Here is a 15,178-nt window from a genome sequence, read left to right on the forward strand (position 1 = left end):
CTCTCAGAGCTGGGCGCGCGGGTCGGCCAGGTCGCGGAACGCGTCGCCGACCACGCCGACGCCGGTCACCACGGCGGCGAGCGCGAGCGCGGGCATGGTGGAGATCCACCAGGCGGAGCCGAGGTAGTCGCGGCCCGCCGAGACCGTCGCGCCCCACGAGGCGGCGTCCGGCGGGATGCCGAGGCCGAGGAAGCTCAGCGACGCCTCGGCGACCATGGTCAGTCCGATCTGCACGGTCGCCGCCACCAGCAGCGGCTGCCAGCAGTTGGGCAGGACGTGCCGGGCCAGGATGCGCAGGTGGCCCGCGCCGAGGACCCGGGCGGAGTCGACGAACTCCAGGTCGCGGGTGGCCATCGCGGAGGCCCGCACGACCCGGGCGAAGATCACCCAGCGGGTGACCGCGAGGGTGATGACGACGTTGGTGATGCTGGGACCGAGCACCCCGGCGATCAGGATGGCCAGCAGGATCGAGGGGAACGCGAGCTGGACGTCGCCGATCCGGGACAGGACCGTGTCGGTCCAGCCGCCGAAGTAGCCGGCGGCCAGGCCCGCGACGAGGCCGATGGCGCCGCCGATGACCACGGTGGCGAGCGCGACGATCAGCGAGACGCGGCTGCCTGCCAGCAGGATCGCCAGCATGTCCCGGCCGACCTGGTCGGTGCCGAGCCAGGCGACGGAGCCGTCGCCGAGCTGCGAGCCGGGCGCCAGCAGGCGGTGCGGCAGGTCGGTCGCGACCGGGTCGTACGGCCGGATCCAGGGGCCGACGATCGCCGCGAGGACGAACAGGGCGAGGACGGCCAGGCCGATCCAGGCGGTGACGGGCAGGCGGCGCCGGCGCGACGCCGTGCCCGGAGCGGTCGCCGCGGCGGGTACCGCGGGGGCGGGTGCGATGGTGCTCATGAACGATCCCCTATGCGTTCTCGGGGGTGAGGCGCGGGTCGAGGGCGACGCACAGCACGTCGACCAGGAGGTTCAGCGCGATGTAGGAGACGGTGATCGTCACGATGGCGGCCTCGACCACCGCGTAGTCGCGGTTGGTGATGGCGTCGACCATCAGCGACCCGATGCCCGGCCAGGAGAAGACGACCTCGACGATGACGGCGTTGGCGATGAAGTTGCCCATCAGCAGCCCGAGCACGGTGACGACGGGCAGCGCGATGTTGCGGGCGACGTGCACGTACATGACGGCGGTCTCGCCGGTGCCCTTGGCGCGTGCCGTCCGGACGTAGTCCTTGGCGCTCTCCTCCAGGGCGCCGTTGCGCACCAGCCGGGCGAGCCAGCCGACGAACGGCAGCGCGAGCGTCACCGACGGAAGGATCACCGCCAGGGCGCCGCCGCCGGCCGTGCTCGGCAGCCAGCCGAGCGAGCGCGCGAAGATCAGGATCAGCACGATCCCAACCCAGAACGAGGGCAGCGCCTGCCCGACCAGCGAACCGGTCGACACGACCAGGTCGGCGACCTTGCCGGGACGCCGGGCGCAGGCCATGCCGAGCGGGAACCCGACCGCGATGGTGATCAGCAGCGCGAGCAGGGCGAGCGCCAGCGTGGCCGGGAACCGGTCCAGCGTCGCCGCCATGGCGTCGCCGCCGAGCCGCCACGACTCGCCGAAGTCGCCGCGCAGCACCTCGCCCATGTGCGTGAGGTACTGCTGCCACAACGGCCGGTCGAGGCCGAAGTCGGCGCGGACCGAGGCGATCTGGTCGGCGCCGGCGTCCGGGCCGAGAATGAGGGTGGCCGGGTCGCCGGGCACCACCCGGACGACGACGAACACCAGGCTGATCGCGCCGAGGGCGACGACGACCGCCTGCCCGGCGCGGCGGAGCAGGAACCGGCCCATCAGGGCACCTCCGGGGTGGAAGCGCGGACGACGACCTCGGCGGGCAGCAGGGTCTGGCGGGGCGGCGGGCCGGGGACGTCCCGGTCCGGCCGCGCGTCAGGGCCCGCCATCCGTTCGAGGAGCCGGTCCACGGCGGTGGCGCCGACCTGGGCGGCGGGCAGCCGCACGGTGGTCAGCGGGGGAGCGAGGTAGGCGGCGAAGGGGTGGTCGCCGTGGCCGACCACGGCGACGTCCTCCGGGATCCGCAGACCGTGCTCGGTGAACGCCCGGTACAGCCCGAGCGCGAAGTAGTCGTTGCCGGCCAGCACGGCGCCGCCGGGCTCGATCCGGCGGGCGAGGTCGCGGCCGATCGTGTACGAGTCGATCGGGTCCCAGGGCTGGGAGCTGGCCTCGCGGCGCCGCGTCGGCACCCGGATCAGGTGGTCGTCGCCGACGGTAACGCCGTGCTCGGCCATCACCTCCTGGAATCCCCGGACGCGCTCGGCGACCGGGGAGATGTCCAGGTCCTCCTCGACCAGGTACACGTCGCGGGTGCCGGTGGCCATGAGCAGCTCGGTGGCCCGCCGGGCGCTGTCGCGGTAGTCGACCGCGACGAGGTCGGCCGCCAGGCCGGGCAGGTCGCGGTTGACCAGGACGACCGGGGTGCCCGACTTCTCGAGCCGTTCCCAGTGGTCGGTGCCGTGCTGTATCGGGACGGCCAGCACGCCGTCCACGCCCCACCGCATGAGCTCCTCGGCGACGCGCCGCTCGTTGTCGGCGCTGTCCTCGGTGACCATCAGCATGAGCGAGTAGCCGTGCACCCGCCCGCGCGCCTCGATGGCGCTGATGAGCCGCGCGTAGAACGGGTTGGACGGGTTGGTGATCACCAGCCCGATCGTCATCGCGTTCTGCAGCACGAGCGACCGGGCCATGGTGTTGGGCACGTACCCGAGCCGGTCGGCCTCCGCGCGCACGCGCTCGCGGGTCTCCTCGCTCACCGCGTCCTTGCCCGCCAGGGCGCGGGACACGGTGTTGACCGACAGGTCGAGCGCGGCGGCGATGTCGCGCAGGGTGGCCCTGCGGCGCGGGCTCATGGCGTCCTCCCGGGGGCGGCGGTCTGGGCGTGGCGGTTCATGCGATCACCCTCTGCGCACCGGGGCCAGGTCCGGCTGGTTGTTCGCGGCGGGCGTGAACCCGCTGACGTCCGACCGCAACCCGTACGCGGTGGTGAGCGCGGCCGGGAAGATCCCCACCGCGTCCGACCAGATCGTCTTGCAGGCCTCGGCGTACAACCTCTCGCGCGCCGCGGTGTCTGGCTCGGCGCCGGCCGCGGCCAGGACCTTGTCGAGCGCGGGGTTCTTGTAGCCCATCCGGTTGGCCTTGGAGGTGTAGAGGCGGCCGAGGGTGAACGCGGCGTCGCCGGTCGTCACCGTGTTGGTCTGCAGCTCCATGTCCCAGTCGAGGGTGTTGAGCCGCTGGAGCCACTGGGCCTTCTCGATGCTCTGCGGCGTGACCTTGACGCCGATCTCGTCCCAGGCCGAGATCATCGACTGGGCCAGCTCGCGGGAGAGCGGCCCGGTGGCGTCGAACCACATCATCGTGGTGGTGAAGCCGCGGGCCAGGCCCGCGTCCGCCAGCGCCCTGCGGGCGGCGCCGGGGTCGTGGGCGAACGGCGGCTGCTCGGCGTACCCGAACACGGTGGACGGGATCGGGGCGCGCATCTGCTCGGCGCCCGCCCCGAACAGCTTCCCGACGATCTCGTCCAGGTCGAGCGCCTGGATCATCGCGCGCCGCACGCGGGGGTCGTCGAACGGCTTGCGCCCGCAGTTGAACCAGGTCAGGTAGTAGGTCCAGCTCGGCACCGTCTCGACCCGGACGCCGCGCTGCCCCCGGACCTCGCCGAGCTGGTCGGAGGGGACCGGCCACAGCAGGTCCACGTCGCCGTTGCGCAGCGCGGTGATCGCGCTGGAGGTCTCGGCGATGAACGGCATGGAGATGCCCGGCACTCCGGCGGGACCGCCCCAGTAGGCGTCGTACCGGGCGAGTTCGACGTTCGTCGACGGGGTGAACCCGGTGACGCGGAACGGCCCCGAGCCCACCGGCCGGCGCTTCTGCTCCGGGTCGGCGACGAGCCGTGCCGGGACGATGAACAGCAGGGTCAGGTTGACCGGCAGCGTCGCCATCGGCCCGTCGGTCTCGAACGTGATCCGGTGGTCGCCGTCCGCCCTGGCGGACATGACCGTCGCCCAGAGCGCGCTCTGCGCCGACTTCACGGCCTTGGTGCGTTCCAGGCAGGCGACGACGTCACGCGCGGTGACGGCGCTCCCGTCGTGGAAGCGCACCCCCTGCCGCAGCTCGAACACCCAGGTCGTGTCGCCGGTCCGCCGCCACGACGTGGCCAGGCCCGGGACGAGACGCTCCCCGTCGCGGCGGACCAGGGTGTCGAACACCAGCCGCTTGACGATCAGCGACGCCTCGTCCACCGCCGTGCCCGCGTTGTACGGGTCCAGGTCGGTGACGGGCTGCCCGAACGCGGCGCGCAGCGACCCGTCCGGCGCGACCGCGCCCGCCCCGCCGCAGCCGGCCAGGGCGACGCTGGACGCCGCCAGCCCGGCCAGGGCGAGGAACTCGCGCCTCCGCAGCTCCATGCCGCCTCCTCTCAGCGCTAGCTCTTGAGCGCCAGGTAGATCATCACCTTGGCGCCGGGATCGGTGGCGCCCGGCTCGGACTCGACCGTGCCCTTCAGCCGGAGCCAGCCGCCGAACCCCTCGGAGGTCCAGCTCTCCAGGTCGCCCGCCAGTTCACGGGCGGGGTCGAGGTCGCACCAGTTCAGCCCGTCGGGGGAGATCTGGGTGGTGACCCGCAGCCGGGTGCCGGGGTCGGTGCGTTCCAGGGTCCGGACGAACCAGCGCGCCTCGGCGGCCCAGGCCACCTCGTACGGCTCGGTCGCGAACTCGCCCGTCAGGGTACGGGCACGTTCGAGGACGGCGGTGAACGACTCACGCATTTTGGTCATGCTCCTTACCAGTCCACCGAGATCAGTACCGAGTCCAGGTACAGGAAGTTGCGCACGTCGGTGTGCGTCCTGACCGAGACGTAGAAGTTGAGCAGGTTCTCCAGCGAGCCGTACTCCTCGTCGTACGGCGGGACCGGGACGTCGCTCATGTCGTACACGACGTCGTTGACCTGGAGCTCCACGTTGGAGCGGGTGCTGGTGTCGATCACCCAGCGCACGTAGTGCCAGTTGACCTTGGTGGGGACCTCGTTGTAGCAGAGCTCCTGCGGCCCGCCGAACGCCGTCCAGTCCTCCGGGTTCGGGGCGGTGAAGTCGGCGGTCGGCGGCAGCTTGAGCTTGCCCTCGAAGTGCTCGCGCGGCGTCGGCTCCGGCACCGTCGGGTAGACCCACTCCCGGCGCAGCTCGTTGTCCAGGTCGGTGTTGAGGTAGCGGGCGACGCAGTGGTAGCGGACGCCGTCGCAGATGTCGGTGGCGATGGTGAACGCGCCGAACTGCTGTTCGGAGGGGTGCAGGTTGGCGTCCCACTCGCCGGCGCCGGCCTTGGTCGCCGCCTGGTTCTCCGCCGAGTGCGCCTCGGTCTTGAACGTCAGGTACGCCTCGAACTGCACCTTGCCCTTGCCGGCCATGGTCAGCCGCCGGATCGCGACGGCGGTGTGACCGGTGACCGGGCGGGTCGCGACCTTCAGCGCGTAGGTGCCCGACATCGCGCCGTGCGTGCCCACGTCGAAGAAGTTGCAGGAGCTCAGCTGCGGCGGCCGGAAGTCGCGCATGTGGTCGTCGACGGTGTCCAGGTCGCCCCGCCCGTCGTAGTTGCCGAGCAGCTCGATCCAGCCGTGCGTGCCGGTGTTGAACTGGTCGTGCACCAGGATCCGCTTCAGCGGGCTGAAGCGCGAGATCTCCGGGTCGGCCAGGCGCAGCTCGGCGGCGAGTGCGCCGGGTTCGATGGTCATCGGTTGAGCTCCTCGATACGGACGGTGGCGTGCACCAGGTTGTGGTCCGAGCGCAGCAGGTCCCAGGCCGCGCCGGACTGCGCGGTCGTCTGCGGGACGAGCGTCCACTGGCGGACCGGCGTCCCGGACTTGACGAAGATGTGGTCGATCTTGTCGTCGCCCAGCGGGACCGGGATCTTGCCGCCGTTGAACGACAGGTACTGATCGCCGAAGCGCACCCGCGCGGTCTCGTGGGCGTCGGCGTAGCCCAGGTCGGCGAACGCGTCGTAGGAGCTGGCGCCGTCCTCCTGGGAGGCGGAGTTCATGTCGCCGGCGAAGACGACCGGCAACTCGCGGGTGTAGGCGTTGTCGCGCGTCAGGTACTCGGCGGTGCGGCGCGCGTCGGCGTAGCGGACCTGGTCCCAGTTCTTGGTCCAGCCGTTGGGGTCGGTGGCGCCGTTCTTGCGGTACTCCAGGTGCATGTTGACCACGACGAAGCGCATCCCGGTACGGCGGTCGCGCAGGGTGTTCCACGTCATCGTCTTGCCGTAGATCTCGGTCGAGTCGGGCAGCCACAGCAGGTCGTGCGGCAGCTCCCGGCCCCGCTCGTCCTTGTGGGAGAAGCGGCGGGCGTCGTAGTAGGTGTAGCGCCCGGCGCCGGACTTCAGTGGGTAGCCCAGTTGCGGGTGGCGGGTCCCGGCGTAGTCGGCGGGGGCCTCCTCGTAGCCGCGGGCGCGCATCGCGGCCGTCAGCGGCGCGCGGAAGGACTCGACGTCCACGATCGGCTGCGTCGGGGTGGCGTTGTTGCCGATCTCCTGGGTGACCACGACTCCGGCGCGGGCCCGGACGACGTCCTCCACCACGGCCGCCGCGCGCCCGTCCGCCCACGGCGGGAGCTTGGTCGCGCAGTCGCGGCCGATGGTCGCCTCGCAGATCTCCTTGGTCGGCAGGCAGCCGTGCCCGCACACGTTGTAGGTGGCGATCCGCAGGTCGATCTTGTCCCGGCCGTGGTGCGAGGCGGGAGACCGGTCGGGCGCGGGTGACGAGGCGGACGCGGGGGCGGCGGCCAGCGCGACGGCGCAGGCGGCGGCCGCGAGGGTTCCTATCAGGCGGGCGGGGGGACGCGACGTCCTCATGCTTCAGGGGGCCTTTCCATGTCGGCTGTGTCACATTAACGTTAACGTGAGCGTTCACAAACCATGGATGGTGCGCCACGAAGCTGTCAAGACCCGAAAAGAAACCACCCCATCCGCTCATCCGAGCGAATGGGGTGGTCACGACGGCGCGGGAGGCCGTTCAGGCGGTGGTCAGGTGACCATCGCGAGGGTGTCGTGGTCGCGGATGGCGGCGCACGACCGCGACGCCATGGCCAGGAACATCTCGTCGCCCCGCTCGGTCGGGGTGCCGTACGCGCAGCCCAGCACGGTGATCAGCGGGCCCTGGAGGTGGGAGAAGGTGTAGTCGTCCCAGCACTGTTCGAGCGGGTAGCCGGTCACGCCGTGCCCGGTGAGGGCGTCGTGGTAGGCGGCGACCAGGTCCCGTTCGCAGGCGCGGCGGTCCTCGACGGTCAGGCTGGTGCCCAGGAAGTAGGCCAGGTCGCGCGCGGGCAGGCCCACCGAGAGGGTCTGCCAGTCGACCGCGGCGACGCCGGGCAGCCCGCCCGGCGGGAAGATGAGGTTGTCGAGCCGGTAGTCGCCGTGCACGAGCGAGAACCGTTCGGGCCGGGCGGCGATCCAGGGCCCGGCGAGGCCGGCCACCGCGCGCAGGGTCGCCTTGTCGTCGGGGGCGAGCCGCCCCTCGAACCGGTCGATGAAGATGTCGGTGGCGGGGCCGAGCGCCTCGGTCACCCCGTCGACGTCCTCGGGCCCGGAGCGGTGCAGCCAGTCCAGGCCGAGCAGGGACGGGTCGCACCAGCGGGGGCCGTGCAGGCCGGCCAGGTTGGCCACGCAGTCGAGGGCCGGGCCGGCGCCGCAGCCGGCGAGCTGGTCGCCCTGGGCCGCCGGGTAGAGGTCGTCCAGCAGCAGGACGAAGTCGGCGGTCTCCTCGTCGAACGCCCCGTACCGGCAGCGCGGCGCGCGGACCGCGACCGTCCCGGCCAGGTCGAGGTAGAACCGCGCCTCGGTGCGGTAGATGCCCTTGATCATCTCTCGGGTCGCCGCGTCCCCGATGGGCAGCTTGGCGACCAGGCGCGCCGGCACGCCCTCCCCGGCGAGCACGCCGCGGTAGCAGCCGCTCATCTGCCCGGTGCCGACCGGCTCCCACCGGACGTCGGTCACCTTTCCGCCGAGCACCTCGCTCAGCCAGCCCGCGTCGAGCGGGGCGAGCGCCGTGCCGATCATGACAGGCCCTCGCGGACGCGGCCCGGGTTGCGGGGCAGGCCCTTGAAACGTTCGGCGAGCCGGACGCCCCGGTAGGCGTCGATGACCGGGGCCAGCTCCGCCGGGGTGGCGCCGTGCAGGATCACGCTGTCGGCGCCGGCCTCGAACTGGTCCAGGACGCGCCGCGCGCAGCGGTCCGGCGATCCGACGGCGGCGGCCCCGGTCCACTCGTCCGGCAGCAGCGCGGCCAGCCGGCGCAGCTCGTCGGGCGTGGCCAGGGCGTCGAACGCGCCGGGGTAGCCGTTGACCAGGTCGTCGGCGCGGAAGCGGGCCAGGACCTCCGGATCCCACCGGTTGACCCGGACCAGCAGATCCCCGTAGCCCTGGAGGTAGGTGGCCAGCCGGCCCACGATCTTGCGCAGCCGCGCCTCCTCGTCCAGGTGGTCGCCGACCGTCGCCAGCACCGACCACACGCGCACCGACGCCGGGTCGCGCCCCGCCTCGGCGGCGCCGCGCCGGACCAGCGCGACGGCCCTGGCCAGGGTCTCGTCGGTGAAGAAGGTGTGCAGGACGACCCCGTCGGCGACCCGCCCGGCGAACTCCAGCGTGCGTTCGCCCATCGCCACCAGGATGATCGGGATGTCCTCGCGGAACGCCGCGTCCTGGTTGAGGTAGGGGAAACGCCCGGCCGGCCCGTCGTGACCGGCCACGGCCTCGCCCCGCCACAACCTGCGCATGATCCCGATGAAGTCGTCCAGCCCGTCCTGGGTCACCCTCGGCAGGCCCATGACGTCGAAGAGCATGTCGAAGCCGCGGCCCAGGCCGAGCGCGAACCGCCCGCCGCTCAGCCGGTGCATCGTCGTCGCGAGCGTCGCGGTCACCAGCGGATGCCGGGTGTTGTGGTTGGTCGCCGCGGTCGCGATGCCGATCCGCTCGCTCACCGCCGCCGCCGCGCCGGACAACACCGCCGCGTCCTTGGTGTTGAAGCGCTCCGACAGGAACACCGAGCCGAGACCGGCCCGCTCCGCCGCGGCGACCTCGCCGAGCAGATCCCTGGGCGTTCCCGAATGTCCGGCGAGCCCGTAACATCCGAGCTCTGGCAGGTCGTCCACCGCACCCTCCTCCGGCCGAGCCAGGCCCCGAACGTACTGCAACTGGACACCCGTCCGGAAGGGTGTCCTGTGATCTATGGCACTCTCTCAGTGGGCCCGGGGAGAAGGCTCACTTCTGGGCGTAGGCGGTGTCCATGCGCTTGAGGACGTCGTCGGGGGAGTCCTTGCCGGAGAACATGTTCTGGACTCCGGTGAAGTGGGCCTGCTGGACCTTGGGGTTGGGCCACAGCTGGTCCATGAACGGGACGGTCCGGCCGGCCTTCTGGAAGTCGATGAGCGGCTGGAGGGCCGGGTCGGCCTTGAACTGGGCGTTGGGGATGCTCGGCAGGTTACCGGTCGCGTTCGCGTACAGGTTCATGGCCTCGGGCGTGGCCATGAAGTCGATGAACTTCCCGGCCAGGCCGGGGTTCTTGGCCTTGGCGTTCTGGGCGAACGCGCCGCCCGCGGCGCCGGGCATCCGGGTGTCGGCGGCGTTCCCGGTCGCGGGGAGCGGGAACAGCCCGAACTCGGTGCCCTGCGGCGCCTCGGACTTGAGCTGGTTGAGGGTCGAGGTGACCTGGACGGCGGCGACGGCCTTGCCGGTGGCGAGCTGGGAGACCGAGCTCTCGAAGCTGGTGCCGAGCGGGTCCTTGGAGAAGCAGCCGCGCTCGTTCATCTCCAGGTACTTGTCCATGGCGGTCTTCCAGCCGGAGCCGGCGAACGTGGCCGCGCCGGACTTCATCTTCTGGTCGAAGTCGGGGACGGTCGCGTAGACCGTGGTGGGAACGAGGGCGTAGTCGACGAGCTGGGTGACCCAGTCGGTCTGGTTGCCGAGGGCGAAGGCGACCTTGCCCCTGGCCTTGGCGGCGTCGCAGAACGCCAGCGTCTCGGGCCAGGTGGCCGGGATCCTGGCGCCGGAGTCGGCGAGCGCCTTCTTGTTGTAGAGGGCGCCGATGCCGACGAACGTGAGCGGGGCGATGTAGGTCTTGCCGTCGACCTGGGCGACGGACTTGATCCCGGCCGGGAGCCGGGCCGCCCAGGGGCGCCCGGACAGGTCGGCCAGGTAGCCGGTGGGGGCGAGCACCTGGATGGCGCCCGGGTTGCCGTTGCCGGGCCAGGCGAAGAAGACGTCGGGGGCGGTGCCCGACGACAGCTGCGTGCGCAGCGTGCCCTGGTACTGGTCGGTGTCGGCGTAGCTGGTGGTGATCTGGACTCCGGCGTTCCTGGCCTTGAACGCCTGGATGACGGCCTCGGTCCCGGCGCGGTCGGTGGCGACCGCCGCCACGCGCAGGCTCTGGGAGCCGCCGGACGAGGAGTTCGTGCCGCTGCTGCAGGCGGTGGCGGTGAGGGCGACGGCCGACACGGCGCACGCCGCGGTGAGGCGATGGATCGTTGACATGGCTACCTCAAGGGGTGGGCAGGTCCTGAGCCAGGACCGGGGATGGGGTGGGGCCGCCGGAGGCGGGCGGGACCGCGGTGAACCGGTGGCGGCCGCCGCCGAGCCGCACGGTCAGCGTGCCCTCGGTACGGTCGTCGATCCGGATGTCGTCGCGGCCCGTGACCGGCGCGCCGCCCTCGCGGACGGTGCCGGGATCGCGGGTCGGGACCACGAGCGTGGCGCTGATGCCGGGCGGGACGGCGACATCGACGCGCAGCTCGCCGTCCTGGAGCGCCCAGCCGCACTCGACGGTGCCGCGGGCCGTCTCCTGGCGGGCCCGGGCCCACGTGAGACGGCCCCCGACGGTGGGCTGGAGCAGCAGGGCGGAGTAGGCGACGGAGTCGGGGCGCTGGCCGATGCCGGCGACGCCGCCGTACAACCATTCGCCGACCGAGCCGAGGCTGTAGTGGTTGAAGGAGTTCATGGCCGGTGACTGGAAGCCGTGGTCCTCGGTCCAGCCGTCCCAGCGCTCCCAGATCGTGGTGGCGCCGTGATGGAGGGAGTGGTTCCAGGACGGATAGGTGTCCTGGTGCAGCAGGGCGTACGCCAGGTCCGCGCGGCCGTGCGCCGCCAGCACCGGGCACAGCAGCGCGACGCCGACGAACCCCGTGGTCAGGTGATGACCGCGGGCCTCGATGTCGGCGGCGAGGTGGCCGACCGCCGCTGAGACGGCGTGCGGCGGCAGCAGGCCGAACGCCAGGGCGAGGAGGTAGCCGGTCTGCGTCCCTCCGTCGACCCGGCCGTCCTCGGGGTCGACGAAGGCGTCGATGAACGCGTCCCGGACGGCCGAGCGCAGGACGCGGTACCGGGCGGCGTCCTCCCCGGCGCCGAGGACCGCGGCCGTCTCGGCGACGAGCCCGGCGCTGTGGGCGAAGTAGGCGGTGGCCAGCAGGTCGCGCGGGGTCTCCGCGTTCACCTGGAGCCAGTCGCCGTAGTGGTTGCCGACGCGGTGGCGCCAGATCAGCCCGGGGTTGTGCCGGTGGACGTGGTCCACCCAGCGCTTCATGGCGGGGAAGGAACGTTCGAGGACGCGCCGGTCCCCGTAGAGGCGGTACAGCAGCCAGGGGATGATCACTCCGCCGTCGCCCCAGGCCGGGGCGCCCTCCCGGGTCATGCACAACTCCGGGACCACGTCGGGGAACGCGCCGTCGGGATGCTGGGCGTCGGTCACGTCGCGCATCCAGCGGGCGAAGAACGCCGACACGTCGGCGTTCCGGCAGGCCGTCGGCAGGAACACCTGGGCGTCGGCCAGCCAGCCGAGCCGCTCGTCCCGCTGCGGGCAGTCGGTCGGAACGGACACGAAGTTGCCGCGCTGGCCCCAGCGGATGTTGGAGTCCAGCCGCGTGACCAGGTCGTCGGAGCACGCGAACTCGCCGGTCCACGGGGTGTCGCCGGACAGCACCCGGCCGGTGACGTCCTCGGGCCGCAGGTCCCCCGGGTAGCCGGTGACCTCGACGTACCGGAACCCGTGGAAGGTGAAGCGCGGCTCGAACACCTCGACCGGCCGGCCCGCGGCCACGTACACGTCGGTGGCCTCGGCGGTGCGCAGGTTGTCCACGTACGGCTCGCCGTCCGCGGAGAGCATCTCGGCGTGCCGCAGCCGGATCCGCCGCCCGGCGGCGGCGCCCCGGACCGTCAGCCGGACGCGGCCGACCATGTTCTGCCCGAGGTCGACGACGAACCGGCCGTCCGGGCGCCGTTCCACCGTTCGCGCCGCGAGCTCGTCCAGCACCCGGACGGGCCGGTCCGGCGAGGCGGCCAGGACGCCGGTGTCGTGCCCGGCGACCGCGACCGGCCGCCAGCCGCGGTCGTCGTGACCGGGCTCGTCCCAGCCGGGCAGCTCCTGGCGCGCGTCGACGTACTCGCCCATGAGCAGGTCGGCGTAGCGGATCGGGCCCGGATGCTCGCGCCAGGACCCGTCCGAGGTCACCCAGCGGCGCGAGCCGTCGGCGAAGTCCAGCAGGAGCTGGACGATCAGCTGGGGCGCGTCGCCGTAGTGCAGCGCCTGCCGGCGCGAGTCGAACCCGACGAAGCCGCTCCACCAGCCGTCGGCGAGCACCGCCCCGATGGTGTTGGCGCCCTCGCGCAGCAGGTCGCCCACGTCGTAGGACTGGTAGAGGACACGGTGCCGGTACTCGGTCCAGCCGGGCGCCAGCTCGGCGTCGCCGACCCGGTGGCCGTTGACGCGCAGCTCGTACAGGCCGCGTGCGCTCACGTACGCGCGTGCCCGAACCAGGGGCGGCCCCTCCAGGGTGAAGTCGCGCCGCAGGTGCGCGCAGGGGAGCAGGTGACGGGTCCGCTCGCTGCGGGCCTGATCCTCCGGCGGGTCCTGCACCGGCATCGCCCGCGGGTCGGCGGCGATCCATGCCGCCCGCCACTCGTCGGCGTGCAGCAGGCCGGTCTCGAACCAGGAGTCGGCCCGCCCCGCCCGCTCGCCGCCGGCGTCGTGGACCTCGACCCGCCAGTGGTAGCGGGTCGAGGACTGCAACGGCGGGCCGTCATAGGCGACCAGCAGGGTGTCGCCGCTCTCGCGGCGGCCGGTGTCCCAGAGGAGGCGGCCGTCGTCGAGGTCGGCCTCGCTGAGCGCGACGGTGATCCGGTACGCGCTCTGGGCGTCGCCGCGGCGCTCCGAGCGCAGCTTCCACGACAACCGCGGCAGCCGTTCGTCCAGGCCGAGAGGCTCCTCGAGCATCTCGCAGGTCAGCCCGTAGGGGGTCAGCGCGGTCATCCCTTCAGCCCTCCGGCGAAGCCCTTGATGATGTGGCGCTGCATCGCGAAGTAGACGACGAGGATCGGGAGCATCGCCAGGACCAGCCCGGCGAACACCAGGTTCCACTGCGACACGTACTGGCCGAGGAACCCGAAGATGGCGACCGGGATGGTCTGCTGGTCGCTGCCGCTGAGATACAGGAAAGGAGTCAAGAAGTCGTTCCAGACGAAGATGGCGTTCAGGATGATGACGGTTCCGGTGATGGGCCTGAGCAGGGGGAAGACGACGCGCCAGAAGACCTGCACCGGCCCGGCGCCGTCGATCAGCGCCGCCTCCTCGTAGTCGCGGGGCAGGGCGCGCAGGAACCCGGTGTAGAGGAAGGTGGCGAACGGCACCTGGAGCCCGCTGTAGAACAGGACCAGCGACCACAGGGTGCCGAGCAGGTGCAGGTCGCGGACCGTCTGGTAGAGCGGCAGCAGCGCGAGCTGGAACGGCAGCAGCAGCCCCAGCATGACCAGCAGGAACAACCACCGCGACCAGCGGGCGGTGACCCGCGCGAGCAGGAACGCCGCCATCGCCGACACGGTCACGATCACCGCCACGCTCAGCGCGGTCACCACCGCGCTGTTGACGACGGCCCCGGCCAGCCCGGCGTCCCGCCAGGCGTCGCCGTAGTTGCGCAGCGTCGGCGACGTCGTGGGCGCCACCACCGACGCGCCGTCCCGCGGGTCCCGCAGCGACAGGTTGACCAGGACGTACAGCGGGAACGCCATGACGACCGCGACCGCGATCATGAGGATCTCGCGCAGCAGCGTGCGGACCGTGTACCGGCTCACCGGGCCGCCCTCTCCTGCCGGCGGAGCAGCCCGTACTGGCCGCTGGAGATCACCGCGACGAACGCGGTCAGCACGATCGCGATCGCGACGCTGTAGCCGTACTCGTTGAACTGGAAGGCGTTCTTGTACATCAGGGTGGACAACGTCTGGGTCGAGTCGCCGGGGCCGCCCGCCGTCATCACCCACACCTGGTCGAACAGCTTGAGCCCGCCGATGATCGAGAGCATCAGGTTGATCGTCGTCGCGGGGGCCAGCAGCGGGAGCACGACGCGGCGGAACCGCTGCCAGGCGCCGGCGCCGTCGACCGCGGCCGCCTCCTGGATCTCGGCCGGGATGCTCTGCAGCCCCGCCAGGAAGATCACCATCGAGTAGCCCGCGAACTGCCAGACGATCACCCCGATGACGCTGGCCAGCGCCAGGTTCGCCTCGCCCAGCCAGTTCTGCCGCCAGGAGTCCAGCCCGACCGCGCCCAGCAGGCCGTTCAGCGCCCCGTCGGGGGCCAGCATGTACTTCCACAACGCGGCGGTGACCACCGGCGTCATCACCGCCGGCGCGAACAGCAGCACCCGCAGGACGAACCGGCTCTTGATCCTGCTGTGCACGCCCAGCGCCAGTGCCAGGCCCAGCGCGTTCTGGAGCACTGTGATCGCGACCGCGATGATCAGCGTCTGCCGCAGCGCGCCGCGGGCCGCCGGGTCGTCCCACATCTGCCGGAAGTTGCCGAGGCCGACGAAGTGCCGGGCGGGGTTCAGCCCGTCCCAGTCGGTGAAGGCCAGGCCCGCGCCCTGGACGGACGGCAGCAGCACCACGAAGACGTACAGCCCGAGCGCCGGCAGGACGAACCAGACCGGAACCCGCGCGTGTCGCACCGGCATCGGGCACCCTCCCAGCGCCGCGCGGACCGGGGCGCGGCGTACGGCGATCCGTGTTCACCAGCCGGTGAACGGCGTCACCGGCTAGTGATGGATCGTGCGCCCGGTGCCCGTCACGCCGATAGACCGGAATGGCCCTCCGGTAGCACGAT

Annotated in this window: 13 protein-coding genes; all 13 read right to left on the reverse strand. The window is 72.2% G+C overall.

Going from position 1 to position 15,178, the window contains the following annotated elements:
- Window positions 1–3: 3 nt before the first annotated feature.
- The gene (locus ABZ810_RS20635) at window positions 4–900 is read right to left on the reverse strand and encodes an ABC transporter permease (RefSeq protein ID WP_358405210.1); all 897 of its coding nucleotides are present in this window, start codon (window positions 898–900) and stop codon (window positions 4–6) included.
- A 10-nt stretch (window positions 901–910) separates the two neighbouring features.
- Complete coding sequence (locus tag ABZ810_RS20640; RefSeq protein ID WP_358405212.1) at window positions 911–1,837, reverse strand: ABC transporter permease; 927 nt, start codon at window positions 1,835–1,837, stop codon at window positions 911–913.
- Window positions 1,837–2,910 carry a LacI family DNA-binding transcriptional regulator gene (locus tag ABZ810_RS20645; protein WP_358405214.1) on the reverse strand — a complete coding sequence of 358 codons (1,074 nt, stop codon included), beginning with the start codon at window positions 2,908–2,910 and terminating at the stop codon, window positions 1,837–1,839. Before ABZ810_RS20645 ends, ABZ810_RS20640 begins: the two co-directional genes overlap by 1 nt.
- 45 nt (window positions 2,911–2,955) lie before the next feature.
- On the reverse strand, window positions 2,956–4,464 hold the full coding sequence (locus ABZ810_RS20650; RefSeq protein ID WP_358405217.1) for an ABC transporter substrate-binding protein: 1,509 nt from the start codon (window positions 4,462–4,464) through the stop codon (window positions 2,956–2,958).
- A gap of 17 nt (window positions 4,465–4,481) precedes the next feature.
- Window positions 4,482–4,832, reverse strand: coding sequence for a hypothetical protein (locus ABZ810_RS20655; RefSeq protein ID WP_358405219.1), 351 nt, complete (start codon window positions 4,830–4,832; stop codon window positions 4,482–4,484).
- Between the two features lie 5 nt (window positions 4,833–4,837).
- Entirely contained in the window at window positions 4,838–5,782 is a 945-nt protein-coding gene (locus ABZ810_RS20660) for a DUF6772 family protein (protein ID WP_358405221.1), read from the reverse strand.
- Window positions 5,779–6,897, reverse strand: coding sequence for a hypothetical protein (locus ABZ810_RS20665; RefSeq protein ID WP_358405224.1), 1,119 nt, complete (start codon window positions 6,895–6,897; stop codon window positions 5,779–5,781). Before ABZ810_RS20665 ends, ABZ810_RS20660 begins: the two co-directional genes overlap by 4 nt.
- Before the next feature lie 171 nt (window positions 6,898–7,068).
- Entirely contained in the window at window positions 7,069–8,100 is a 1,032-nt protein-coding gene (locus ABZ810_RS20670) for a phosphotransferase (RefSeq protein WP_358405226.1), read from the reverse strand.
- Window positions 8,097–9,191: a TIGR03857 family LLM class F420-dependent oxidoreductase gene (locus ABZ810_RS20675; protein ID WP_358405229.1), complete on the reverse strand. Its 1,095-nt coding sequence runs from the start codon at window positions 9,189–9,191 to the stop codon at window positions 8,097–8,099. The genes ABZ810_RS20670 and ABZ810_RS20675 overlap by 4 nt, the downstream gene beginning before the upstream one ends.
- A 109-nt stretch (window positions 9,192–9,300) precedes the next feature.
- Window positions 9,301–10,569 carry an extracellular solute-binding protein gene (locus ABZ810_RS20680; RefSeq protein WP_358405231.1) on the reverse strand — a complete coding sequence of 423 codons (1,269 nt, stop codon included), beginning with the start codon at window positions 10,567–10,569 and terminating at the stop codon, window positions 9,301–9,303.
- A 7-nt stretch (window positions 10,570–10,576) separates the two neighbouring features.
- Window positions 10,577–13,336 (reverse strand): family 78 glycoside hydrolase catalytic domain, encoded by a 2,760-nt coding sequence (locus ABZ810_RS20685; RefSeq protein ID WP_358405233.1) that lies wholly within the window; start codon window positions 13,334–13,336, stop codon window positions 10,577–10,579.
- A complete protein-coding gene (locus ABZ810_RS20690) occupies window positions 13,333–14,154 on the reverse strand; it encodes a carbohydrate ABC transporter permease (protein WP_358405236.1) in 822 nt (273 codons plus the stop codon). The genes ABZ810_RS20685 and ABZ810_RS20690 overlap by 4 nt, the downstream gene beginning before the upstream one ends.
- Window positions 14,151–15,029, reverse strand: coding sequence for a sugar ABC transporter permease (locus ABZ810_RS20695; RefSeq protein WP_358405239.1), 879 nt, complete (start codon window positions 15,027–15,029; stop codon window positions 14,151–14,153). The genes ABZ810_RS20690 and ABZ810_RS20695 overlap by 4 nt, the downstream gene beginning before the upstream one ends.
- Window positions 15,030–15,178 lie beyond the last annotated feature (149 nt).

It is taken from the genome of Spirillospora sp. NPDC047279 (assembly GCF_040643285.1).
Classification (GTDB): domain Bacteria; phylum Actinomycetota; class Actinomycetes; order Streptosporangiales; family Streptosporangiaceae; genus Spirillospora.